Annotated in this window: 20 protein-coding genes and 1 tRNA gene; 2 read left to right on the top strand and 19 right to left on the bottom strand. The window is 37.3% G+C overall.

The window, feature by feature from the left end; genetic code table 11:
* Positions 1-11 precede the first annotated feature (11 nt).
* From Q0E20_RS05015 to recG, 9 genes are all read right to left on the bottom strand, one after another.
* Positions 12-95 (bottom strand) — tRNA-Leu (locus Q0E20_RS05015).
* A 54-nt stretch (positions 96-149) separates the two neighbouring features.
* Positions 150-911, bottom strand: a complete 762-nt coding sequence (gene surE, locus Q0E20_RS05010; protein WP_295997172.1) for a 5'/3'-nucleotidase SurE — start codon at positions 909-911, stop codon at positions 150-152.
* 8 nt (positions 912-919) lie between these two features.
* On the bottom strand, positions 920-2,182 hold the full coding sequence (locus tag Q0E20_RS05005) for a glycosyltransferase family 2 protein (RefSeq protein WP_295997170.1): 1,263 nt from the start codon (positions 2,180-2,182) through the stop codon (positions 920-922).
* Positions 2,183-2,200: 18 nt separating this feature from the next.
* Entirely contained in the window at positions 2,201-2,872 is a 672-nt protein-coding gene (gene pssA / locus Q0E20_RS05000; protein WP_295997166.1) for a CDP-diacylglycerol--serine O-phosphatidyltransferase, read from the bottom strand.
* A complete protein-coding gene (locus tag Q0E20_RS04995) occupies positions 2,865-3,506 on the bottom strand; it encodes a phosphatidylserine decarboxylase family protein (protein WP_295997164.1) in 642 nt (213 codons plus the stop codon). The genes pssA and Q0E20_RS04995 overlap by 8 nt, the downstream gene beginning before the upstream one ends.
* A gap of 12 nt (positions 3,507-3,518) precedes the next feature.
* Complete coding sequence (locus Q0E20_RS04990; RefSeq protein WP_295997161.1) at positions 3,519-4,241, bottom strand: WecB/TagA/CpsF family glycosyltransferase; 723 nt, start codon at positions 4,239-4,241, stop codon at positions 3,519-3,521.
* A gap of 12 nt (positions 4,242-4,253) precedes the next feature.
* Positions 4,254-5,711 carry an IMP dehydrogenase gene (gene guaB / locus Q0E20_RS04985; RefSeq protein WP_295997158.1) on the bottom strand — a complete coding sequence of 486 codons (1,458 nt, stop codon included), beginning with the start codon at positions 5,709-5,711 and terminating at the stop codon, positions 4,254-4,256.
* Between the two features lie 84 nt (positions 5,712-5,795).
* Positions 5,796-5,981: a 4-oxalocrotonate tautomerase gene (locus Q0E20_RS04980; protein ID WP_295997155.1), complete on the bottom strand. Its 186-nt coding sequence runs from the start codon at positions 5,979-5,981 to the stop codon at positions 5,796-5,798.
* Positions 5,982-6,107: 126 nt separating this feature from the next.
* Entirely contained in the window at positions 6,108-8,150 is a 2,043-nt protein-coding gene (recG, locus tag Q0E20_RS04975) for an ATP-dependent DNA helicase RecG (RefSeq protein WP_295997274.1), read from the bottom strand.
* A gap of 230 nt (positions 8,151-8,380) precedes the next feature.
* Here recG and rpmB point away from each other — a divergent pair, with 230 nt between their 5' ends.
* On the top strand, positions 8,381-8,569 hold the full coding sequence (rpmB, locus tag Q0E20_RS04970; RefSeq protein ID WP_005386334.1) for a 50S ribosomal protein L28: 189 nt from the start codon (positions 8,381-8,383) through the stop codon (positions 8,567-8,569).
* Between the two features lie 69 nt (positions 8,570-8,638).
* Here the strand turns inward: rpmB and Q0E20_RS04965 are convergent, their stop codons facing one another.
* From Q0E20_RS04965 to tyrS, 7 genes are all read right to left on the bottom strand, one after another.
* Positions 8,639-9,628: a deoxyguanosinetriphosphate triphosphohydrolase gene (locus Q0E20_RS04965; RefSeq protein ID WP_295997153.1), complete on the bottom strand. Its 990-nt coding sequence runs from the start codon at positions 9,626-9,628 to the stop codon at positions 8,639-8,641.
* 68 nt (positions 9,629-9,696) lie between these two features.
* Positions 9,697-10,518: a pyruvate, water dikinase regulatory protein gene (locus Q0E20_RS04960; protein ID WP_295997149.1), complete on the bottom strand. Its 822-nt coding sequence runs from the start codon at positions 10,516-10,518 to the stop codon at positions 9,697-9,699.
* Between the two features lie 3 nt (positions 10,519-10,521).
* Positions 10,522-11,169 carry a helix-turn-helix transcriptional regulator gene (locus Q0E20_RS04955; protein WP_295997143.1) on the bottom strand — a complete coding sequence of 216 codons (648 nt, stop codon included), beginning with the start codon at positions 11,167-11,169 and terminating at the stop codon, positions 10,522-10,524.
* A gap of 108 nt (positions 11,170-11,277) precedes the next feature.
* A complete protein-coding gene (gene ppsA / locus Q0E20_RS04950; RefSeq protein WP_295997139.1) occupies positions 11,278-13,659 on the bottom strand; it encodes a phosphoenolpyruvate synthase in 2,382 nt (793 codons plus the stop codon).
* Positions 13,660-13,823: 164 nt separating this feature from the next.
* Entirely contained in the window at positions 13,824-14,417 is a 594-nt protein-coding gene (locus Q0E20_RS04945) for a hypothetical protein (protein WP_295997136.1), read from the bottom strand.
* Positions 14,418-14,439: 22 nt separating this feature from the next.
* The gene (locus Q0E20_RS04940; protein ID WP_295997134.1) at positions 14,440-15,048 is read right to left on the bottom strand and encodes a hypothetical protein; all 609 of its coding nucleotides are present in this window, start codon (positions 15,046-15,048) and stop codon (positions 14,440-14,442) included.
* Positions 15,049-15,215: 167 nt separating this feature from the next.
* Positions 15,216-16,424: a tyrosine--tRNA ligase gene (gene tyrS, locus Q0E20_RS04935; RefSeq protein ID WP_295997130.1), complete on the bottom strand. Its 1,209-nt coding sequence runs from the start codon at positions 16,422-16,424 to the stop codon at positions 15,216-15,218.
* A 157-nt stretch (positions 16,425-16,581) separates the two neighbouring features.
* Between tyrS and Q0E20_RS04930 the strand changes: the two genes are divergently transcribed.
* Positions 16,582-18,669, top strand: coding sequence for a transglycosylase domain-containing protein (locus Q0E20_RS04930; RefSeq protein ID WP_295997127.1), 2,088 nt, complete (start codon positions 16,582-16,584; stop codon positions 18,667-18,669).
* Between the two features lie 114 nt (positions 18,670-18,783).
* On the opposite strand, the gene Q0E20_RS04925 is transcribed toward Q0E20_RS04930, so the two are convergent.
* From Q0E20_RS04925 to pheT, 3 genes are all read right to left on the bottom strand, one after another.
* The gene (locus Q0E20_RS04925) at positions 18,784-21,162 is read right to left on the bottom strand and encodes an endonuclease MutS2 (RefSeq protein ID WP_295997124.1); all 2,379 of its coding nucleotides are present in this window, start codon (positions 21,160-21,162) and stop codon (positions 18,784-18,786) included.
* A gap of 14 nt (positions 21,163-21,176) precedes the next feature.
* Positions 21,177-23,624 carry a U32 family peptidase gene (locus Q0E20_RS04920; RefSeq protein ID WP_295997122.1) on the bottom strand — a complete coding sequence of 816 codons (2,448 nt, stop codon included), beginning with the start codon at positions 23,622-23,624 and terminating at the stop codon, positions 21,177-21,179.
* Between the two features lie 79 nt (positions 23,625-23,703).
* Positions 23,704-25,851: phenylalanine--tRNA ligase subunit beta (gene pheT, locus Q0E20_RS04915; RefSeq protein ID WP_295997120.1), on the bottom strand; the 2,148-nt coding region annotated here is incomplete at its 5' end.

The raw sequence follows: 25,851 nt of genomic DNA, 5'->3' as shown, positions 1-25,851 counted from the left end.
CCGCTCGTATTTGGTGCCGGAGGTGGGACTTGAACCCACACGGTGTTACCCGCTTGATTTTGAGTCAAGTGCGTCTGCCATTCCGCCACTCCGGCATCTCGGAACATTTGTAATTATATAGGAATACAAAATGTCTGTCAACAAAAAAATTATATTTTTTCTAAAATATTAGTTAACGTATTCATTGATTCATTATCTTGCTGCTTCCAAGTCAATGTTACACCTGTAATATAGCCTTTTCGAGCATATTCAACATCTGTTGGAACAGCTTCTTTTCCACAATCTAAATCACCAGCCAACCAGTAATAATCTTGACCTCGTGAATTAATACGCGCATCAATTATATTACTATAAGTTTGAAGTCCTTGACTAACTAATTTAAAATGGTCCCAATCACATAAACCTGTTTTAGGAAAGTTAACATTTAATAGGCCTTCAAAATGATGCTCATTAAATACAGTTTCAATTAAACTGTAAATAAATGGATGCATTTCAGCCCCACGCTCATCTGAATATCTTTCTACGGATAAAGCTAATCCAGGAATACCATAAAAAGAACTTTCCATTGCTGCTGATACAGTGCCAGAATATAGCACATCAGATCCCAAATTAAAACCGTGATTAATGCCAGACACAACAAGGTCTGGCATATCATCGGCTAGAAGATAGCTTAGTCCAAACTTCATACAATCTGATGGTGTTCCCGATAAACCATATAATCTAGGATTAGCATCTTCTTCACTATATGCATCTAATTTTAAAGGAATTTCAGTTGTTAAAGCATGAGACTTTGCACTTTGTTCAACCATAGGTGCTACAACAGTGACACGATAGAATTGACTTAAATAATCAGCTAAATTACGAAGACCTGCCGCCAAAATTCCATCATCATTACACATTAAAATATGCATATATTCTCCTATTTATTATTTTTATTCATATTACCCATACGAGTTAGTTTTACATCACCTAAACCAACTGCTCTAGTATGCACCGTATGAGACCATTCCTTATTATGCCGACGGAACCAACCTAAAATATTGACTGGAACCCAAGAATATACAAAAATTGGATACAATAAATAATAGAACCAAATTTTAGGAGGTACTTTTATTTTTAATAGCACAATAAGCGGGAATAAATACTGGCCAATACCTATAATTTGCCATACAGACATAGGCATAATTTGATATAAAATATTGGTATAAATCGGTACATAGGCATTGATATAAGATAATACCAAATAAATAGTCGTCAACAGTAAAAAATAAGGCTGACTAACTTGCAAAATACCATCTAAAATAACAATATTACCTTGCTTAATGCCTGCTGCAAATAACTTAGGAATATAGCGATCTGCACAGTCAAATTGACCTTGTGCCCAACGCAAACGCTGTTTACAAGAGGCCATCATAGTAGTTACTTTTTCATCATACACAATAGCATCATGAGCCCATGTTGTTTTAAGGCCATGTGTTAATAGCTTCATGGAGAACTCCATATCCTCTGTTAAGCTTGTACAATCCCAGCCATATTCTTTAATAATAGATGTACGAATACACATTCCTGTGCCACCTAAAGCAGTAGATAAACCAATGCGATATTTAGCTAGATGCCACATATGATTAACCATCCAAAACATGATAGAAAAAGTGCCAGCGACCCAAGAATCTGTTGGGTTTTTAGAGTTCAAATAACCTTGGATTACAGACTCACCTTTTTCAAGATGATCATTCATTTCCAACATAAATTGAGGATGTACTAAGTTATCGGCATCAAAAATAAGGAAAGCATCATATTTTCTATCCATCTTATCCACACGATCAAACATCCATCCCATGGCATAACCTTTGCCAACATCGTCTTTATTAAAACGTTCATGTACATTCGCTCCAGCAGCACTAGCTACCTCCGCTGTTTTATCAGTACAATTATCTGCTACGACAAAAATATCGTATAACTCATCAGGATAATCTAACCCTTTTAAATTTTTTACAAGTTCTCCAACTACAGCCTCTTCATTATGAGCACACACAACAATGGCAAATGAATTTTTCGGTGTATAGTTTTTATGAACTCGAGATCGCCACATACCTATAACAGCAAGTACGAAATAATAAACCGTATAAATTACGATTATTACCTGCATAGGAATCATTATCAGATCCAGTAGGTAATCCATAAGCCAACCCTCCACAGTCTATTTACGCACTATATTCAACGCTGTATTAAACAGACCAAACAACACATAACCAGTAAAAATCATAACAGCCCAAGTATGCCAATCATATACTAACGCAGCAATAATAAGAAGCGCTACCAATACAAGAGCTATTTTACTAATACGAACTGCACTTTTCCCTTTAAAATCGGGATACTTAACTTCACTGACCATTAAAATTCCAACAAGAATCATAGCCACAAAAAGAACTAATTGTGGCACTCGCACACCACACAAGACATAGGTAGCAGCTAGACAGCCAGCTGCTGGTATAGGAAGACCTTCAAAATAACCATGAATATCATCAGTTTTAATATTAAAGCGAGCTAGACGAAATGCACCCAAAACAGCAAACGCCAATAATGGAACATATCCAAGCCAACCTAATCCTTGCAAATCATTAACATAGAGCATATAAGCTGGCGCAACACCAAATCCAACAACATCAGACAAAGAGTCTAATTCGCGCCCCATAGGCCCTGCAACCCCTAAAGCCCTAGCAACACGACCATCTAAACCATCTGCAATTAATGAAAGTATTACACAAATTGCCGCTCCAAAGGTATTCCCCGTAGCAGCTAATGTTATTCCAATAACACCAAAAGCTAAGTTAGAACTAGTAAATAAATTTGGAATGATTGATTTATTCATGATGCAACCTCCCGATAATAGTATCTCCACCAGTGATATGTTGACCTTTTTTAATGCAGATTTCTACATTTTTATCCATATAAATTTCAGTACACGAACCAAATTTAATCATGCCATATAACTGACCACGTTCTAATATACTATCAAGATCCGTCCAGGAAACGATACGACGGGCCAATAAGCCTGCAATTTGAGTAACTAGCACTTCTGTTTTATCATTTTCTATACAAATTGTGTGGCGTTCATTTTCAAATCCTACCTCTTCTTTAAAAGCAGGTAAAAAACTTCCCATCGTGTAATGACGATATGTAATTTTACCTTCAATAGGAGCTCGATTGGCATGCACATCAAAAACAGATAAAAATATTGTTACCTTTTTACATTCTCGATGTAAATACAAGTCTTCATATACATCTTCAATCTCCATTACCTTTCCATCAGCTGGCGATAATATAGCATCCGGATCAGTAGGAATGTTGCGTTTTGGATTTCTAAAAAAATTCATAAAAAATAATGCCAAAATAAATGTGATGATTGCAATACTATAATATCCAAAATACGCAGCTATAATCGTAATGATAAGCATCACTCCGATTAAAGGAAATCCTTCTTTTATTATTGGTCCTGTAGGCACAACTAAACTCCCCTATTTATTCTTAATAACAGTCCACATAAACCTTGGAATGGCCAACATTCGGCCAATACGTTTAGGTTCTAAATATAATCTATACAACCATTCTAAACGATTACGTTGCATCCAATGAGGTGCACGTGGAATATTTCCAGCCAACACATCAAAAGACCCTCCTATACCAATGGCCACAACGCCTTGTAAAGAGGATAATTTTTCTGAAATCCATTGTTCCTGTTTTGGCACACCTAATGCAACAAATACTAGCTTAGCACCCGAAACTTCAATATCTTTAATAATACGTTGTTCCTCTTCTTCATTAAAGAAACCATCATGAATACCAGCAATATTAATGGTACCATACATTGCCTGTAAATTAGAAACTGCTTGTTGTGCTACCCCAGGAGCAGCACCTAAACAATATACGGGGATTTGATTACTCGCAGCTTTTTTAAACAATTCTTTGGTAATATCTACACCAGTAACACGTTCAGGTACACTTTCACCCATACGTTCTGCTGCCCACAATATACCAGCTCCATCAGGAACAACCAAACTAGCGGAATTCAAGATCCCATGTAACACGGGATCCTGATTTGCTAGCATAACCATTTCAGCATTGGCAGTTGCTACTAGATGTAGCCCTGATTGCTTCGTCATCTCTATAATTTTTGAAACTGCTTCATCCATTGTAATGCAATCAATAGGGACGGATAATACCGAAATACGTTTACTCAAAATAATACTCCATTATAAACCACTATAGTTCGGTGCTTCTACGGTGATACTTACATCATGTGGATGACTTTCTTTCAAGCCTGCTGCCGTAATTTGAATAAATTGAGTATTTTCAATCATTTCTTTAATATTATGGCAACCACAGTATCCCATACTAGCACGTAAACCACCAACCATTTGGAAAATAGTATCTGCCAACATACCTTTATAAGGTACTCGGCCTTCAATTCCTTCAGGAACTAATTTTTTAGCTTCTGATTGGAAATAACGATCTTTACTACCAAGTTTCATAGCACCTAAGCTACCCATACCACGATATACTTTATAGGAACGACCTTGGTAAATAACAGTTTCTCCTGGACTTTCATCAGTGCCAGCAAGAATATTTCCCATCATAACAACATTGGCACCGGCTGCAATTGCTTTAGCAATATCACCAGAGTACTTAATACCACCATCCGCGATAATTGGAATACCATAACGTTTTGCCACTTTAGCGGATTCATATACAGCGGTAATTTGAGGAACACCAATACCAGCAATTACACGAGTTGTACAAATAGAACCAGGACCTATACCAATTTTTACTGCATCTGCACCAGCTTCAATGAGAGCCTCTGTACCAGCTGCGGTTGCAACATTACCAGCAATAACTGGAATATGTGGATAGGCTTGTTTGATTTCTTTCAATGTACGTAATACACCTGCAGAATGGCCATGAGCAGTATCAACAATGATAACATCAGCCTTAGCTGCTACAAGTGCATCCAAACGGTCGTACATATCTTTAGATACACCAACAGCCGCACCAACCAAAAGACGACCACTAGCATCCTTAGCAGAATTAGGATACTTTGTAGCTTTTTCAATATCTTTAATCGTAATTAAGCCTTTTAAGTTACCAGCTTTATCAACTAATGGCAATTTTTCAATACGATGTTTACTTAAAATAGATTTAGCCATCTCCAAGGAAGTTCCTTCAGGAGCTGTGACTAAACCTTCACTTGTCATACAGGCCCCAATTTGACGAGTCAAATCAGTTTCAAAACGCATATCGCGATTGGTAATGATCCCTACTAGTTTACCATGTTCTGTAATAGGTACACCAGAAATTTTATATTTATGCATCAATTCTTCTGCATCGGCCAAAAGATTCTGAGGGCTTAGGAAAATTGGATCAACGATAACACCATGTTCTGAACGTTTCACTGTATCTACTTCGTGAGCTTGTTCCTCTATAGACATATTCTTATGAATAACGCCCATACCACCTTCACGAGCCATTGCAATAGCCATACGAGATTCTGTAACAGTATCCATACCAGAACTAATCATAGGAATATTTAGTGAAATATCACGTGTCAGTTGTGTCTTTAAATCTACTTGATATGGTAATACATCAGATGCAGCTGGCACTAGTAATACATCATCAAAAGTTAATCCACGCATACCAAATTTATCGTCTCTCATTTGTCTTTCCTTTCTCGTATAATAAAAAACAAAACTACGACCCGTTCTAGCCATTAAGGCTAGAACGGATAATCGTAGCTTTCATTAGCGTTCAGACCGCAATACGCCGCCTTCCATATAGTCATCTTTTTTCATATCAACAAAAATAACTTTTACTGCATCTGCAGGAACCTTTACGATTTCTACAGCGGCTTTAGTAATTGCTTCACCTAATTGTTTTTTTTGTTCTTTTGTACGACCTTCAACGAGTTCAACATGAATTAATGGCATATGGCACCTCCATAGATACAAAAATATTGTTTTTTCTATTATACGAGAATAGGCTATTATATACAAGGGGAAAACCTAGATAAAACCTAGTATTATCGCACCTTATAGAATTATTAGCCCTACCACTTAATTATACAATATTCTAAGAAATTTTTCACCAAATCTTTTTTCTAATTCTTCTTTCATACAAATTTCTAATTGTTCGATACCAAAGTCACGTATATATGACAACACATCATTACGTGCTGTGACTAATATATCTATATCTTTAACAATATTAGCAACTCGTAAGTCAGGTAATCCAGATTGTGCTAAGCCAAACAACTGACCAGATCCACGTAATAACAAATCTTGCTCCGCTAATTCAAATCCATCTTGTGTAGATTCCATTAACCGCAATCGCTCTTGACTGACATCACCTTTTGAATCGCTAACCAAAATACAATATGCCTGAATGTTCCCACGCCCAACGCGACCACGTAATTGGTGTAATTGTGATAATCCAAAGCGCTCAGCCCCTTCTATGCACATAATTGTCGCATTAGGAACATTCACGCCAACCTCAATAACAGTTGTGGACACGAGCAATTGAATTCGTCCATCATGAAAGAGTTGCATAACTTCATCTTTTTCTTTTGGATTCATCCGACCGTGAACGAGACCTACTTCAAAACTTTTGTAGAAATAGTCTTTTAATTCCCAAAAAAGTTCTTCTGCTGCTTGTAAATCTAGTTTTTCCGACTCCTCAACTAAAGGACAGACTACATATACTTGATGACCTGCTTTCATTTCCTTACCAAAGAACACACGCAATCGTTCTTTATATGAGCTATCCACCACATAAGTCTTTACTGGTTTACGTCCTGGAGGCATTTCCTTAATGAGAGATACAGCTAAGTCTCCATATACGGATAGCGTCATCGTTCTAGGAATCGGTGTAGCCGTCATAATTAAAACATGAGGATATACCCCTTTATGTTGTAAAGCCGCACGCTGATTAACACCAAAACGATGTTGCTCATCGATAATAACTAATCCTAAGTTCTTAAATTGAACCTTGTCCTGAATGAGCGCATGGGTACCGATAATCAATTGAATAGTTCCATTTGCTAACTCCTCATAAATTCTATCCTTTTCTTTTTTAGGTGTGGATCCTGTAAGCAATGCAATATTAATAGGCAAATTTTTACAAAATTCAGTTATCCCCTCAAAATGTTGAGTCGCTAAGATTTCTGTAGGTGCCATGATAACAGCTTGGTATCCATTTTCTACGGCTTTCACAAGGCTCAATGTAGCTACAACAGTTTTACCTGATCCCACATCACCTTGTAATAATCGTTGCATCGGCCGTTCATCTTGCATGTCTTGTGAAATTTCTGTAACCGCACGTTCTTGATCACCCGTTAGCTGAAAGGGTAAATTCGTTCTACATTGTTCCATCAATGTACCATCTGACTCCATCTTAGGCCCTACATGACACTGCTCTTTATTCCTAAGCAAAGCCAACCCAGACTGCATGATAAATAGTTCTTCATAGGCTAATTGATATCGTGCTTTTTCATAACTTTCACTACTCGAAGGAAAATGCATCTCTTTAAATGCATCATAACGTTTCATACTTGTATGACGATCCATGATTTCAGGCGGTAAAATTTCAACCATTGTATGATGCGCTTCAAACCAATTTCGAATAGACCCGCGCACAACATATTGAGAAACGCCATCCACCAAGGGATAAATCGGGACAATCCCTGTATCGGGCATAGCATCAGGACCAAGATTTTCTATTTGCGGAGAATTCATCTGCATAGAGCCATATTGAAATTCTGCCTTTCCATACGCATAGAGACGTTGCCCTTTTTTGTAAAAGTTCTTTTTATATCCTTGATTGAATAAGACAATCTTCATGGAGCCAGTGCCATCTGTAATGGTAATATCTAAAATAGATAAGCGAGGCCGTGGACGTTTTTCCATAATGGATACGACAGTACCTACCACACCTGCGGTCATACCAGTTGCCAATTCTTTGATGGAATAAATTTTGCGTCTATCTTCATAGGAACGTGGAAAATACGCCAATAAATTAGATACGGTATCTATGCCTAATTTATGAAGTTGTTTTTCTCGACCAGGCCCAATTCCCTTAATAGAGGTCAGTGCTTCGTTCATCATAATGCCTCACATATAACATAATTAATGAATATAGTGAAAATATATCCATTTTTATATTTCTCTTGCCATATCTCATGGATTTCGACTACAATATTAGCTATAGTATACCAAATATTGTAGTATATTTCATAAAATATCAATGCATATAGTAAAAACACTTGCTTAAACCTTGGCTTTATGATAATATACTTTTGTTATGTTATAGATTAAGCTTGGAGGTGGAAACTATGGCAAACCTTTGCGAAGTATGTGGCAAATCCACATCTAGCGGTATGAACGTGAGTCACTCTCACATTCGCACAAGAAAAACTTGGAAACCGAACATTCAAAGAGTACGGGCGGTTGTAGACGGTGCTACAAAAAAAGTAAATGTATGCACACGCTGCCTTCGTTCTAATAAAATTACACGCGCGTAAAATAAATAGTACATGTACTCTTAAACAAAAAGACCGTTACCAAATGGTAACGGTCTTTTTGTTTCCCTATTACAGCGTAATATTGGGAATAAAGTAATCTTTAAATAGCTTTATAGCATATTGATCTGTTAATCCTGCCACATAATCGACAATATCAACAGTGGAATACACACCCTTTCGTTCTACATAGGTTTCTATTTCACCTGGATGCTCCATAAAGTATGTAAATAAATTTTTTACTACATGAGCTGCCTTATTACGGTCAGGAATTAATGCAGGTGCTAGATATACATTTTTAAACATAAACTGTCTAAAAACATTCATCGTGCTTTCAATATCAGCAGACATCTGAATCACTGGCTTATCCAACGATTGTTCAACCATATCTTTCACCATGGCCGTAATCATACTAGACGGAGTATCGCCAAAATAAAATCGCACTTCTTCTGGTAAATCATTAGCTTCTAGCATACCAGCCCGTTGTGCATCATCATAATCGTGACATAAATAAGCAATACGATCAACAACCCTTATAATTTGTCCTTCTAATGTAGATGGTATGATTGGTCCCGTATGACCTAGAATACCATTCCGCACTTCTTTTGTAAGATTAAGACCTTGTCTATTGCCATGTTTCTCTAATACTTCAACCATGCGCAAACTTTGTTCATTATGGTTAAAATGGCCCACCATATCGCGCAATGCATATTCTCCGACATGACCAAAAGGCGTATGACCTACATCATGTCCCATTGCAATAGCTTCTACCAAATCCTCATTTAATCTAAGAGCACGTGCAACAGTACGACCAATTTGCCCTACTTCAAGGGTATGCGTCATTCTTGTCCTATAATGGTCACCAGGTGCAATATATACTTGTGTCTTATGTTTTAAGCGACGAAAACACTTACTGTGTATAATTCTATCCCGATCCCGTTGAAATGCGGTACGTAGTGGATCTGGTTCTTCATCAATATCGCGCAATGCCATACTGCTTCTCGCCGCATAGGGAGATAAGATCATATCTTCTCTTTCTTCTATACGTTCTCTAATATTCATAGTACCTCTTTATCAAAAAATGTTAACAATATACTATTTAATAATAGGGAGGCTTTCGCCTCCCTTATTTATTTTCCTGTAGCCATACGATTTTTATCTACTAATTGCATAACAAGAGATGCTGTTTCTTCAATAGATTTATTAGAAACATCAAGTACTTGGCAATGTAGACGACGCATAATGGCTTTAGCATATTCTAATTCTGAATTAATGCGCTCAATAGAAGCATAATTAGCTTCATCTTCTAAGCCAATGGCACGCAATCGTTCACTGCGGATATTATTCAATTTATATGGGTCAATAATCAAACCAACAATTTTCTTAGGTGGAATCTTAAATAATTCCTCTGGCAATGGTACCTCTGGAACTAGAGGTAAGTTAGCAGCCTTGATTTTTTTATAGGCTAAAAACATGGATAAAGGCGTTTTACTCGTACGAGATACACCGATAATCACAACATCAGCTTTTTCAAAACCAGATGGATTCTTACCATCATCATATTTGACAGCAAACTCGATAGCTTCTACCTTTTTAAAATATTCTTGGTCCAGTTTATGAACCATACCAGCTGTCATTCGTGGTTTAGTGGACGCCACTGTACCTACTGCATCCAATACAGGCCCCATAATATCAACAGCAGGAATATTATTTTCTTCCGCTTTTTCATGTAAATAATTGCGTAATTCTAAAGACACAATTGTATGACAAATTACGTGATTGCCATTTTTAGCATCTCGAATAATTTCATCAATTTGAGTTTTATCTTCAATATATGGTATACGAACAATTTCAATTTGTTCCTTATCATACTGACTTGCTGTCGCTCTTGCAACAGCCTCTGCAGTTTCACCTAAGGAATCTGACATCGCATAAATAATTTTTTCTGCCATTCTTTATACCTCTTGAGTACTACATTCTAAAAAAGCTTTAGTTACGGTTGTCTTGGACACTCGTCCAACCACTTTCAATCGTCTTTTGGGACTATCTTGTGACTCATCATCTTCTCTAACAACTACAGGTAAACAATCAACCTCGTAATCGATCATTTTTTGCGCTGCCACAGCCAATGAATCTGATGGTTCTACAACAATGACTTTACTAACGGGTGTCATAATCATAGAGATAGGCATCGTATGTGCATCTGTTTGACCTATCGAGGCCCTTAGTAAATCCTTACGTGAAACAACACCTTGCAAATAAGAACCTTCACAAACCAAAATTGTCCCCACATCTTCGGTAAAAATAGTCACTATCGTATCATATAAATTAGTCTCTGGCGATACGATAACGGCTTGTGAAAGCATATCACGAACACTAAATGATCTTAAAACTTCAGCAGTTTGATCCTTCGACGACAATCCAACATAATAATACCCCACATTAGGCCTTGCTTCAAGAACGCCAATCATAGTAAGCACCGCCAAATCAGAACGCAACGCTGAACGTGTTACATCTAAATATTCAGCTATAGCATTACCAGTAACAGGACCTTTTTCACGTACAATATGAGCTATCGCTTCTTGTCGTTTTGAAAGTTTCACACCCGTTCCCCCCTTTCACATATAAATATTATATCCTATGTATTTATTTAGAAAAAGAGGAGGCCAATTAGGCCTCCTCTTTTTTACATCAAATAAAGTATATCTTTATTACCATTCAACGTCTTCTACATCTTGGCGGCCACGACCTGTAAGTGCATCCATCATCATACGTTGTTCAATTTGAGCCACCATTTTTTTAGTATTTTTTACTGCATCTGGATTAACAGACATAGAGTCAATGCCACTCTTAACAAGGAACTCACAAAATTCTGGATATACACTAGGAGCCTGTCCACAAATGGATACAGTCTTACCATCTTTATGTGCCACTTCAATCAAATGACGAATAGCTCTTCTTACAGCTAAATTACGTTCATCATAAATATGTTGAATCGTTTCATTATCACGATCACAACCAAGTACAAGCATAGTCAAATCGTTAGAACCAATAGAATAACCATCTACATATTTATTGAATTGATCCGCTAAAATAATATTTGCAGGGATTTCAGCCATAAGCCATACTTTAAAGTCTTTACCACGTACAAGGCCTTCTTGAGCCATCAAATTAGTTACTAATTCAGCTTCTTCAACTGTACGACAGAATGGAATCATAACTTGTAAATTTTTGAAACCAAATTCATTACGTACTTTTTTAATGGCTTCTAATTCTAATTTGAAAGCAGGTGTATATTTAGGATCATAGTAACGAGAAGCACCACGCCAGCCAAGTAATGCACTGGATTCATGTGGTTCAAATTTATCGCCACCTTTAAGATCGCGGTATTCACTAGATTTAAAATCGCTTAAACGAACTACTACTTGACGAGGTGCTAACGCTTGACACACTTTACGCATACCTTCAGCCAATGTATTAACAGCTACATCACTGCGACCTGTTTCAATAAGATGTAATGGATGTTCATGAATGAAAGTAGTCCAAATGAACTCTTCACGCATCAAACCGATACCATCACAAGGCAATACACCGTATTTTTCAGCCAAATCTGGATCGCCTAAATTCATGTAAATCTTAGTACCCGTTACAGGAATGTATTCACTCGCTACAACAGCTTGTTCTTGTGGTGCAGCTGGTTTAACAACATCTTCTAACACGCCATCGTAAACAATACCATTAGTTGCATCAACAGTAATCATTTGGCCTTCTTTTATAGAAGTTGTAGCTTCATGGCTACGGCTCTTAGTACCAACAATACATGGAATACCAAGTTCGCGACTAACAATGGATGCATGACAAGTCATACCACCAGCATCTGTAACAATAGCTTTGGCTTTTTTCATAGCTGGAACCCAGTCAGGTGCTGTCATAGCAGTAACAAGGATTTCTCCTTCTTTAAACTCATCAATATCCTCTGGATTAATGATGACATGTGCTTTACCAGCAGCTTTACCAGGAGAAGCTGGTAAGCCTTTAACTAAAATTTCACGATCTGTAGTTGTAGCCACACTTGTATCTACAACTTGTTTAGACTTATCTTTTCTAGACCATACTGTTTCTGGGCGAGCTTGAAGAATCCAAATTTTACCATTTCTTTCATCTACGCCCCATTCCATATCCATATAGCAACCGTAATGCTTTTCAATTGCTTTTGCGTATTCAGCTAATTCTAATACTTGTTCATCAGAAATAACTTGTTGCTTAGCTTCGTCGGCAGGAACGATTTCTTCTATGCAATCACCATCAGCTTTACGTACAAGACGAATATTTTTATCGTTAATCATACGATCAGTAATAGCCATTTTTTGTTTATCTACATGGAAATTATCTGGTGTTACAGTACCTTGTACTACATATTCTCCAAGGCCCCAAGAACCTTCAATAAGAATATTGTTATCATTACCTGTTACAAGGTCTACAGTAAACATAACACCAGCAGCTTTTGAGAACACCATCATTTGAACAGCTGCACTCAACGCTACTGTCATATGGTCAAAGCCTTGTTTTACACGGTAATATGTTGCACGATCAGTAAATGTAGATGCATAACATTCTTTTACTTTTTCAATAATTGTATCTGCACCACGCACATTTAAATATGTATCTTGTTGACCAGCAAAGCTAGCATCTGGTAAATCTTCTGCAGTTGCACTAGAACGAACAGCTACGAAAGGATCTTTTTCGCCTACCTTTTCACCTAGTTCTTCATAGGATTTGCGAATAGCTTCAGCCAATCCAGCAGGCATTTCTTCTTGGCAAATCATGCGGCGAATTTTTGTACAAACTTCGCGAAGTAATGCAGAGTTTTCTACATCATCTAAATCATCTAACTCTTGACGGATACGATCTTCAAGGCCAGTTTCTTTCATAAATTCACGATACCCATATGCAGTTGTTGCAAAACCATAAGGTACAGGTACATTTGTAGAGGAAGTTAATTCACCTAAGGATGAGGATTTACCACCTACTAAATTTACGTCTTCACGTTTTAATTCATCAAACCATAATACATAAGCTGTTTCGCGATTCATGTGAGAACCTCCTGTTTGTAATTAGTGCAACACATTAAACCTTTTACATATAAATAGTATACCTTAATCAAAATTATGTCAATTTTTATAGGCATATTTTCAAATATATATCACAAAAACAAGAAGATGACCGTTTAAATTATAAACGGCCATCTCTAAAACTACTATATGGATATAGTTATTTGCATTGCATAGAATGCATAACAAATTAATGCAGTGCAAACGATTAATAAATACTTATTAATATTTGTTAAGCGATACAATATCATTAAATATAATATCCAAGAATAGAAAATTAAAATATTACCAAATAGACCGGCAATATTCCACATTATAAAACTCCAATTATTATCTAAGTAATTCAGACTCAAAAAATAAAACTGAAGATAAAATTTTATACTAGCAAATAAAAAACAAAGCCCCATTGAATATATTGTCATTACTATAAAACTTTTTAATGAGGTTGAATGCCACCATTTTAATAATAACCATAACAAGAATGCTAATATTATAGTTTTAAACATTATGTAAATATAATCTACAACAAAAACTATTATGTAATTAACATAAACTAGCTTATGATCAAGAATTGGTAAAATATGAAGAACATCAATACCAGCATCCCCCATAACTATTCGCAAGATAACCCAAGCCAGCGTATATAAGCATATTGCACCTTTAAATGTAACACTTTGAATTATATCTAGTATCGTCTCTTTATTAGGATGTACTAATAATCGTATTGAATCTTGAAACATTAAATTCCTCTTTATTTAATAGTCAACTGAAAAAAGCTACTAAAGGCTTAAAAACAATAGATATACCTACTAGCAATAACGCTAAGAATATTGCTATGCTCCATTTGTTTAAATTAGTTAATCTGTATAAGAGTACAGTAAATAGAAAGTATACATAAATTTCAAATAGCCCTACTAGAAAATGAACAAAATCGTATATAGTTTTTCCCCAAAAAGGACTATCAATAGAAAGCTTCTTAACCAAATTAAAAACTAAAATATTAGGAATAGTAACAAAAAAATTTAATGCAGATATTACTAGGGTTACCATGAAAACTTTTAAAAAGTCTACTTTAACCCAAATTCGCATAACAATCCAACATATAAATGCAATCAAAATAGAAAGAAATAATCGATAAGTAAAATCAATTAAATAGGATGATAAATTAAAACCAACAAATGTATCTAGATATGAAATATGAATACTTTGCCAAGCTTTAACATGAATTCCATTTATTAAATACAATCCACGTACTGTAATCCAACCTATACAAAATAACGTTAGTGCTGATTTTATAGTTTCATTTTTTATTAGATATGTGGCACCGGAAGATATAGGTTTAAATAGCAATAATTCTAACGATTTCTTCATGTATAATGTTTCTCCAATACTATACTCCACTTTAAACTAAATAGCCTTTAATTATAAGTTTTTTGTGTTAAAAATATTAAAGATTAGCTTCAATTAAAACAATAGGGAGCTAATTATATCAGCTCCCTATTGTTTCTATATTAATATGATTGACTCAAAAATATCAACTAATTAAATTTAATTTTTACAAATTTACGCTTACCTACTTGAACAATCATCCCATCTTCAAGAACTAGGTTTTCTTCGCCATATTTTTCGCCGTTGACTTTGAACGCACCAGCTTTAATGGAGCGGCGTGCTTCACCATTAGAAGCAGTCAAACCAGCATCCGTACAGAATTGTGGTACGAAAATAGCTTCGCTAGGTGTATCAATAGCATATTCAGGAATATCTGTTGGCAATGCATGTTGTTGGAATACGCGTTTAAATTCATCTTCCGCTTCTTGCGCTGCTTGTTCACCATGATATAAGCGAACGATAGTTTTTGCCAATTGCATTTTTGCATCCCGTGGATGTAATGTACCATTTTCCAAACGTTCTTCCATGTCTTCTTGATCTTCAATAGACATATCCGTAACGAGCATGAAGTAACGCATCATCAATTCATCAGGAATAGACATTGCTTTACCATACATATCTTTAGGTGCTTCATCGATGCCAATGTAGTTACCCAAGGATTTACTCATCTTTTGAACGCCGTCAAGGCCTTCTAGCAATGGCATAGTAATAACGACTTGAGGTTCTTGTCCTGCCAATTCTTGTAGATGACGACCCATAAGTAAGTTGAAAGTTTGATCTGTACCGCCAAATTCAACATCTGCATGCAATGCCACAGAGTCTTGACCTTGCATCAATGGATACATAAATTCATGCACGCCGATAGGACGACCTTCTTTATAACGTTTGTCAAAATCATCGCGTTCCATCATACGAGCTACTGTATACGAACTTGCCAAACGAAGTACATCAGCAAAATTCATAGATTCCAGCCATTCGCTATTATCGCGTACGATTGTTTTTTCAGGGTCTAATACTTTAAAGATTTGAGACTTATAGGTTTCCGCATTTTTTAATACTTCTTCCTTGGTAAGTGGGGGGCGTGTTACACTTTTACCAGTAGGGTCACCAATACGTGCAGTGAAGCCACCGATTACAATAACCACTTGATGGCCAAACTCTTGGAACAAACGAAGTTTTCGAAGTGGCACTGTATGACCTAAATGAATGTCCGGAGCCGTAGGGTCAAGGCCCAATTTTACGACCAATGGTTTATTTTCTTTAATGGATCGTTCTATTTTTTTAACTAAGTCTTCTTCATTAATTATTCCAGATACGCCATGTGTAATTTGGCGCACTTGTTCTTGTGCTGTAATCATGGAAATCCTCCTACATAAAATCTGTTCTCTATAGTATACCATTATAAGTATGCTTTCACAATTATATATAGTGTTTGTTTTATGTCATTTATGGTATAATGTTTATAACTGCGTAATATATTTTACGTTATATTTACTTTAAAAAAGAGGTGACTCTATGAGTAATAACTCAAATACAAGAGCTCGTCGTAAGCTAGCTCCTACCCCGAGCAATCCAAAAGCTTCTCCTAAAAAAACGGTTTGGATGATTGTATTACTACTTGTTCTTATTGTAGCTGGTGGTGGTTGTGGATTTATAAGTGCTACCATGTCAAATCTGCCAGATGTATCTAATGTACGACCATCTGCTTCTTCTCAAATTTATGATGTGCATGGGAATTTAATTACTACTGTTCATTCCACTGAGAATCGTTTGCCAGTTCCAATTAATGAAGTACCAAAGGAATTACAAGATGCTTTTGTAGCTACTGAAGACTCTCGTTTTTATAGCCATCATGGTATCGATCCTATCGGTATTTTACGTGCTATTTGGGTGAATGTTGTACATAGTGGTGTAGCCGAAGGCGGTTCTACAATCACACAACAATTGGCACGTAATGCATTCCTATCACAAGATAGAACGCTTAAACGTAAAATTTCTGAAGCTTTATTAGCACTAAAAATAGAACAACATTATACTAAGCAAGAAATTCTTGAAATGTATATGAATCAAATCTATTTTGGTCAAGGTGCATATGGTGTGCAATCAGCTGCTCATGTTTACTTTGGTAAAGATGTGCGCGATTTAACATTAGCTCAATGTGCTATGCTTGCTGGGTTACCTCAAAGCCCTAATTATTACTCTCCATTTAATAATCTAGAGGCTGGTAAAAAACGCCAAGCTGTTGTATTGGGCCAAATGGTTAAATATGGGTATCTTACTCAAGATAAAGCTGATGCAGCTCGTGAAGCAGATTTAGGCTTGATTGCAAAACAAGAACAAACTCACGAAAATAATAATGCATCTTATTTTATCAACTATGTAATCGCTCAAATTTCTGAAAAATATGGTGATGATGCAATCTACAAAGATGGTTTAAAAATTTATACCACTCTCGATATGGATGCTCAAAATGCTGCAGTAGCAGCTATGCAAAATCTTCCAACGGCTTATACTGATAAAAATGGTTTACATCAACCACAAGGTGCCATTGTAGCTATGAACCCACATAATGGGTATATTGTTGCTATGGTCGGCGGTCGAGGTGATGACTCTTTTAACCGTGCATCACAAGCAGAACGCCAACCTGGTTCTGCTATGAAACCATTTGTATACTTAGCAGCTATTCAAGCTGGTAAAACACCAGGTTCAATTGTTGATGACAGCCCTGTCGATTTTAATGGATGGCGTCCTCAAAACTATGAACGAAATTTCGAGGGTAATATTACTTATCGATATGCATTACAACACTCACGTAACGTTCCGGCCGTAAAAATTGCTGATGAAGTCGGCATGTCTAAGATTATTGATTTGGCTAAAAAAATGGGTATCACCACTTTAACGAACGAAGACAATAACTTATCTACTGCTCTTGGTGGTTTAACTCATGGTGTTTCACCATTAGAAATGACAGAAGCCTATGGTGTACTTGCCAATGGTGGTGTCAAAGTTCAGCCTACAGCTATCATAAAAATTGTAGATCGTAATGGACAAGTTGTGGAAGAAAATTCTATCCAAGAAAAACGTGTCATTGAAGAAAAAGATGCTGCAATAATAACAGATATGCTAGAATCTGTTATTACTGGTGGTACTGGTGGTAACGCAGCGATTGGTAGACCTGCAGCTGGTAAAACAGGTACAACGGATGATGAAAAAGATGCTTGGTTCGTTGGTTATACACCTGATTTAGTTGCTGCTGTTTGGATTGGTGATGATTACGGTTCTGAAACATTAGGTATTACTGGTGGTTCCACTCCAGCAGTGATGTGGAGACAATTTATGTCAGCCGCATTAGCTAATACTCCTGCTTCAGACTTTAATGTTCCTGCTAGTGCTCAAGCAGCCGTCAGCGAAGGTCATTATAATCCGGCCAAAGAAGCACCAAAAAAAGATGACAAGGATAAAAAGGATGACAAAGACAAAAAGGATGATAAGGATAAAAACGATGCAATCTCAAAAGATGATGATTCTTCATCTAAGGTAGAATCATCCGATTCAAAACCTAGTCAATCTAAGTCAAAAAAAGAAAAAAGGAAAGACCGCTAACCACTAGTAGGTTATACCTGAGGCAAAACCACAGCGTTTTGCCTCTTTTCTTTTACCAAAAAAAGAGTAGATATTTTAATCTACTCTTTTTTGTATATCTTAATGATATCAATATTATTTTAAAACTACATTAGTAGCTCCTGCACCACCTTCATCATAACCAGCAGTTTCAAAATGAGCTACATTTGGCAACGTTCTCAAATACTGATGAACACCTTCACGAAGCGCACCAGTCCCCTTACCATGAATGATTCGAACCTGATTAACACCTCCAAGTAAAGCTTGATCAATAAAACGCCCTACTGAAACTACCGCTTCATCTACAGTTTGACCGAGAATATTAATCTCTGTACGCACCTCTTTTTGACGTTGTACAGCAGAGCTACCTGCTCGCTTACGAGTTTTAGGTTGAGCCTTAGTATTGTCACGTTGAATCTTATTAGATTCTTCTCTTGTAGTAGATTGCAATTCATTTACTTTTACAGTAGCAGATAAACCATTAATATCGACAGTAACACGATTGCCCTTAATAGATAAAATCGTACCTAGCGATCGTAGAGATGTAACATAGACAACTTGACCAATAGCAACTGCATCAATGGATAGGGTTTTACGATCATCGTTCACCGGTGCCTCTGGCACGTGAACATTAGAGATTCCTTTACGAGCTGCATTGATGGCGGATAGGCGCTTATCCTTATTTGTCTCAGAGAATTGAGCCTTTAACTGTTTAATGATGGCTTCCCCTTCTACGCGGAGACTACGTTTCATCGATTCCGCATCAGCTTGTGCCTTAGCTAACATCTGTTTGCGCTTTTCATTGAACTGTTTCTTTTCTCTTTCCAATTGCCCCCGCATGCGACGTGTTTCGTCTAATTCTTTTTTTAGAGCTCGTTCACGCTCCGATGATTTACGTAGTTGTTCATTCAAATCGGTTAGAACAGTTTCCATTTCACTACTACCAAATTTAGACTTGTAATCGCGTGCACGATTGACAATTTCCTTTGGCAGCCCTAAACGCGCTGCAATGCTTAATGCATGACTACTACCAGCTACGCCAATATGTAGTCGATAGGTCGGCTTTAAAGTACGCTCATCAAATTCAACGTGACCATTCTCAATACCTGCCGTATGATACGCATAATTCTTTAACTCATTATAGTGAGTGCTAACCATCATGAGAGTTCCCTTTTGCCGGAAGAATTCAAGTATGGATACAGCTAAGGCGCTACCTTCCTCCGGATCTGTGCCGGATCCAAGTTCATCGAGTAGCACAAGATCATTAGGACCACAATGTTTAATAATAGAAATCACTTGTGTCATATGTGCAGAGAATGTAGACAAGCTAGCTTCAATGCTTTGTTCATCCCCAATATCTGCAAAAATATTGTGAAAAATCGGCAATATAGAACCGTGATCAGCAGGAATGAATAAACCACTTTGGTTCATAAGAGATAATAAACCAAGTGTTTTTAATGACACCGTTTTACCACCCGTGTTGGAGCCGGTAATCAATAGAATTCGGTAATCTGTCCCTAAACGAATATCTGTAGGCACCACTGCATTTGCAGGAATCAATGGATGGCGAGCACGCATCAAATTTACATCACGCCCTTCGCTCAATGTGGCCTGCACGGCCTTTTGAGCCATACCGAGTTTGGCTTTACCATAAACCAACTCAACATGAGATACCTTTTCACAGGCATCCATCAGATCATTACTATGTTGTTTTATAAGGGCTGAAAGTTCCTTATAAATGCGTAATACCTCTTGCTCCTCACCAATTAAAGCTTCTTGCAAATCATTGTTTAGCTCTACAAGTCGCATCGGTTCAATATATAATGTTTGTCCTGTTGCAGACCGATCGTGAATTAAGCCATCAAAATATTGACGATACTCTTGCTTGACAGGAATTACATAGCGATTGTTACGTTGCGTAATAATCGCTTCTTGAAAATATTTTTGATTATCTTTGTCATGCAATATGGCTTGAATGTCATGTTTAATACGGTCTCGCGTCTTACTAATCGTATTTCGCAAGCTTGCTAATTTGGGGGATGCTGTATCGAGTAATTCTCCTTTTTCATCAAATACACGTTTTAACCGTTGTTCCACACGGTCCATATTCGGCATGTCTTGCATCCATAAAGACAATAATGGGTATTCCATATACTTCGCTCTAAAGAACTTTGCCATACGTTTATAGGCACCTATTGTTATATAGACATCCCATATGGCTTCTCGTGAAAGCACAAAATCCTTACGACTCTTTTTACAAGATTCACGTATATCCCGAGTCCCCCCTAAAGGTTGCTCGATTTCTGTTTGCCAAGAGCGCAGTGCTTCAGCTGTTTCATCTAAAGACTCTTGAATCTTTTCTCGATTCGTCATAGGTTCCAATGCTAAAGCCATTTCTTTAGCAATAATAGAGCTACAATGACCAGCCAACTCTTCTTTAATTTTTATAAAATCTAATACATCTTCATTAAACAATGTACTACCTCGTTCTATAAAATACCTCTAAAATAATGTCCCCGTGTAATAGATTCGCCTTGGGAATCTATTTTCTTAGGTGGTGCCTCCATCGTACCCTTTGCTATGCCAACATATTGGGATACAATATCTTTCACATAACTTGGCCTCATATGACGACCATCTACGCGTAATATAGAAATACCTTTTTGTAACAACATAGGTACATAGGCTCGCATATCCATTTCATGGCTATTCATGATGTGCATACGACAGTATGGATCCGTACGAATTGGGAATATTTCGCCTTTTCTATCCTTTAACGAATACGATTCCTTAACACACGGCATAGGACAGTTTACTTTACTGCCTGTGCCAACAAAGCTTGCAATAGCACAATATTCGGAAATCATCATTTCCGTATAGCCATGTACCATCGTCTCAATAGGAATCTGACTATGTTTAGCTATATCTGTAATTTGTTTTAAGGTCAACTCTTGTGATGGATTTACACAACTTATGTGTAACTGTTCCCAGAAATGTAATGTAGGTGTATTGAAAATATTAAGACCTGTATCAGCCTCAATGGCACCTGTATATCCTAATTCACGGAGCCATAATAATGCTTGTGGAACGTGAACAGAAATACTATCTGGATGAGCCTGTACGATTGCCTCTAATGTATGTTTATATGCTTCTACTTCATCATCTTTCACAACTCGTGGTGTAGCAAAGGTGCAAATCACATCAGATTGAGCACATAAACGGGCCACCTCATCATATATAGATAACGCATATGGTGTACGACTAAGTCTATCACCACCAAAAATGATTTTCTGTGCTCCACCAGAAATTGCTGCTTTCACACCTTCTATTTCATCGACACGAGCTGAAATCATAGGACAAGTATCATAGGATAAGCTGTGTTGTGCCTTGAAATCATAATCTACATCGCCTATAACTTGCAATCCTTGCCATGATTCTACATGATGTGTAATTAACGCTGTTTCTAATGCAGTTACGGCATCACGACGTAGTGCATTAAGAACACTAGCAGGCCACATATAAGGGCCATCAGGAATATCTACATAAGAAAGCCTAAATAATGTATTACCCAATCGACCTAACTGTTCTGTTACCTTCTCTAACGATGTGGGCACTTTATTAGCAATAGCTGGCACATACTCATTGGTAACAGTCACACCAAGACCAGAGTCTAGGATGGCAGTTAATTCAGTATAATTTGTTTCACCATTAGAACTTACACCGAGATATACAGACATATCATATTTACGGGTAAATTCTTGCAAGCCTCGAGACTTTGTATTTTTCGGAGTAGATGCCAAATATAGTTGACCTACTGCTAAACCCTCTGCAGGTCGCCCTTTATACAGCGTATCGGATACACGTGTCCATTCGTCATCTACCGTATAATAGGTAACACTGCCATTGGATTGTAATATTTTAACTAATGAACCTCTTTCAATAGGCTCCGTTAAAGATAAGTAAACGTCCCCTTTTTTCGTATATGATTCGCCGATTGGCTTACCCTGGTGATTTGGTGCCACTACGGTCATCATTTGTCGTCCTACCGTATCTTCTAAATAAGCTGTGGAAAATCCACGATTAAATCCAGAGGCTAATGCGTTACGTTGGTTTTCGTGAATCGATGCTTCATCCAATATCTCTCTATAAGTACCTATCACTTGACGAACATAGGATACCTTTTTCATACGCCCTTCTACCTTAAAGGATGTAACACCAGCCGCTACGAGTTCGTTCATATGCTCACTATAATTGAGGTCCTTTGGGCTTAACAAATATGCCTCATGTTTAGGTAATACACTTTCACCTTTAGAATCCAATAATTCATACGGTAGCCGGCAAGGCTGTGCACAGGCACCGCGATTACCACTGCGTCCACCGATAAAAGAACTCATCAAGCACTGACCGGAGTAACATACACATAATGCACCATGTACAAACACTTCGATTTCAGCCTTACAATGTTTGCATATATGTTGAATTTCCTTAAGACTTAATTCACGAGCCAAAACAACGCGTGTAAAGCCTAGACTTTCATAAAAACGAACCGCATCAAGTGTAGCCGCCGTCATTTGTGTACTCCCATGAAGATGTATATTCGGTGCAACGCGTTTTGCAATTTCTGCAACAGCCAAGTCCTGTACAATGATGGCATCTACACCAATAGAATCTAAATCCTTAATATACTGTTCAAGGTCCTTCAGTTCCGTATCGCCAATTAAAATATTAACAGTTACATATACAGACACATCTAAAATATGTGCTAACCGTACGGCCTCGCGCAATTCATCAATACCAAAGTTGGCTGCATGAGCCCGTGCATTAAAGACCTTGCCTCCTAAATATATAGCATCCGCCCCTGATTCCAAGGCGGCCATAAAATTTTCCATCGTACCCGCTGGTGCCAATAATTCCATAATAAATCCTTTCTGACTCATTACCTATACCTTCTATTATACAACAGGGGATAGATAGACATAAAAGGGTTTACCATAAGGTAAACCCTTTCACAATGACTTATCGTAATTTACAATTTTTAGTTGCTAATGCATCAATAATCGCTTGAATTGCACCATCGATGTCTTCATCATTTAATGTGCCTTCCATCGATCTAAATTGTAAGTTATAAGCTAAGCTACGATAGCCTGCTTCAATATGTTCCCCTTCGTAAACGTCGAAGATAGATACGGATTCTAAGTATTCTCCACCATGTTCTTTAATAAGCGCTACAATTTCACCACTTGTAACAGATACTGGCGCTACGATTGCCAAGTCGCGACTTGTACCTGGGAATTTACTGAATGATTGATATCTAAATGGTGGTACTGTAAGGGACAATATTGCTTCCAAATCGATTTCAAACATATACACTTTACCAGACAAATCAAAGTTTTTAACCACTTGTGGATGTAATTCACCATAGTTTGCAATCGTTACACCATTGACTGTGTAATGAGCACTTACGCCTGGATGGTAATAGCTTTCACTAGATGGTTGAATATCAAATTGAGTTAACCCTAATTTAGCTAGTAAACCGTCTACTACGCCTTTTACATCATAGAAATCAGTGTCCCGTTGTGCTTGATTCCATGCTGCCTCTGTAACCTTGCCCATCATAATACCACATGCCATAGGGCGTTCATGCGGTACTTCTGTTAATGGCAATGCCTTTGGTTCATACACATTAGCCGTTTCAAACAGCCATAAATCCTTGTTTTGTTGTGCAATATTGCGTTTCGCTGCTTCAATAACAGCTGGAACCAATGTAGTTCTCATATATGGGAATTCTTCTGAAATAGGATTTAAGATGGGAATAGCCGTATAACGACTGTCACCTTCTGGTAACATCATATTCGTTAGACCATCTTTGTGCATGAAACTAAATGTAATAATTTGACTTAGACCTGCATGTGCTAAATAATGCGTTACCTCTTTAGTTAACGCTTTTTTAGGTGTCATACCGCCAGAGGATAGTATTGCTACAGGAATTGTAGGGGCAATATTATCATAGCTTACGATGCGCGCCACTTCTTCAGCAATATCAGGCATAACAGTGACATCATCGCGCCATGTTGGAACGAGTGCTTCGATGGTATCGCCAAATTCAGTAATGCCAAAGTCAAGCTTCGTTAAAATATCAATCATTCTATCTTTTTCAATAGAAGTGCCAAGATAGTCATTGATTTGTTCTGCTGTGAAAGTTACAGTGCGTTGTTCTACTGGTTCTGGATATACATCAATAACGCCAACACTCACCTTACAAGAAGGACAAATTTGTTGTAACAATTGTGCAGCACGATCGATAGCATATGCTGTATATTTATGGTTTACACCGCGTTCAAAACGACCAGATGCTTCGGATCGCATGCCTAATGCTTTAGATGTACGACGAATGGATGGTCCATTAAATACAGCAGCTTCGAATAATACGTTCGTGGTCTTATCTGTTACTTCACTTATAAGACCACCCATAACGCCTGCTACGCCGATTGGGCCTTTTGTATCAGCAATGATAAGCATGGACTCATTGAGTTCACGTTCATTACCGTCTAGTGTAGTAAGTGTTTCACCAGCTTTTGCACGACGTGCAATAAGGGTATGGTCCGCTACACAATCATAATCGTAAGCATGCATTGGTTGACCTAATTCAAGCATAACGTAGTTTGTTACGTCTACTACGTTATTGATAGGGCGAATGCCGCTGTTACGCAAACGATTTTGCATCCACAATGGAGACGGTTCTATGGTAACATTCGTAACAAGACGAGATGTAAATCGCGTGCAAAGATCATGTGCTTCGATAGCTACGGATGCTTTACCTTCGATGGACTCACCATTTTCATTCACCATAATAACTGGGAATAAAGCCTTTTGATTTGTCATGATGCCGAATTCACGGGACAAACCTACCATAGAGAAGCAGTCTGCACGATTAGCTGTCAATTCAAATTCATACACAGTATCGTTAAGCATGAGAGCTTCTTTAATATCTAAACCGATTGGTGTGCCTTCAGGGAAAATATAAATGCCTTGTGCTTCTTCCGGTCTTACCAAATCACTAGAAATACCGAATTCAGCAACAGAGCAAAACATACCTTCTGATACAACACCACGTAATTTACCTTTTTTGATTTCTGTACCATCTGCCAAACGAGATTTATGATA

It is taken from the genome of uncultured Veillonella sp., assembly GCF_934230905.1.
Classification (GTDB): Bacteria; Bacillota; Negativicutes; order Veillonellales; family Veillonellaceae; genus Veillonella.
The sequence above is the reverse complement of the archived record's forward strand: the minus strand, read 5'-3'. Positions and strand labels throughout refer to the sequence as shown.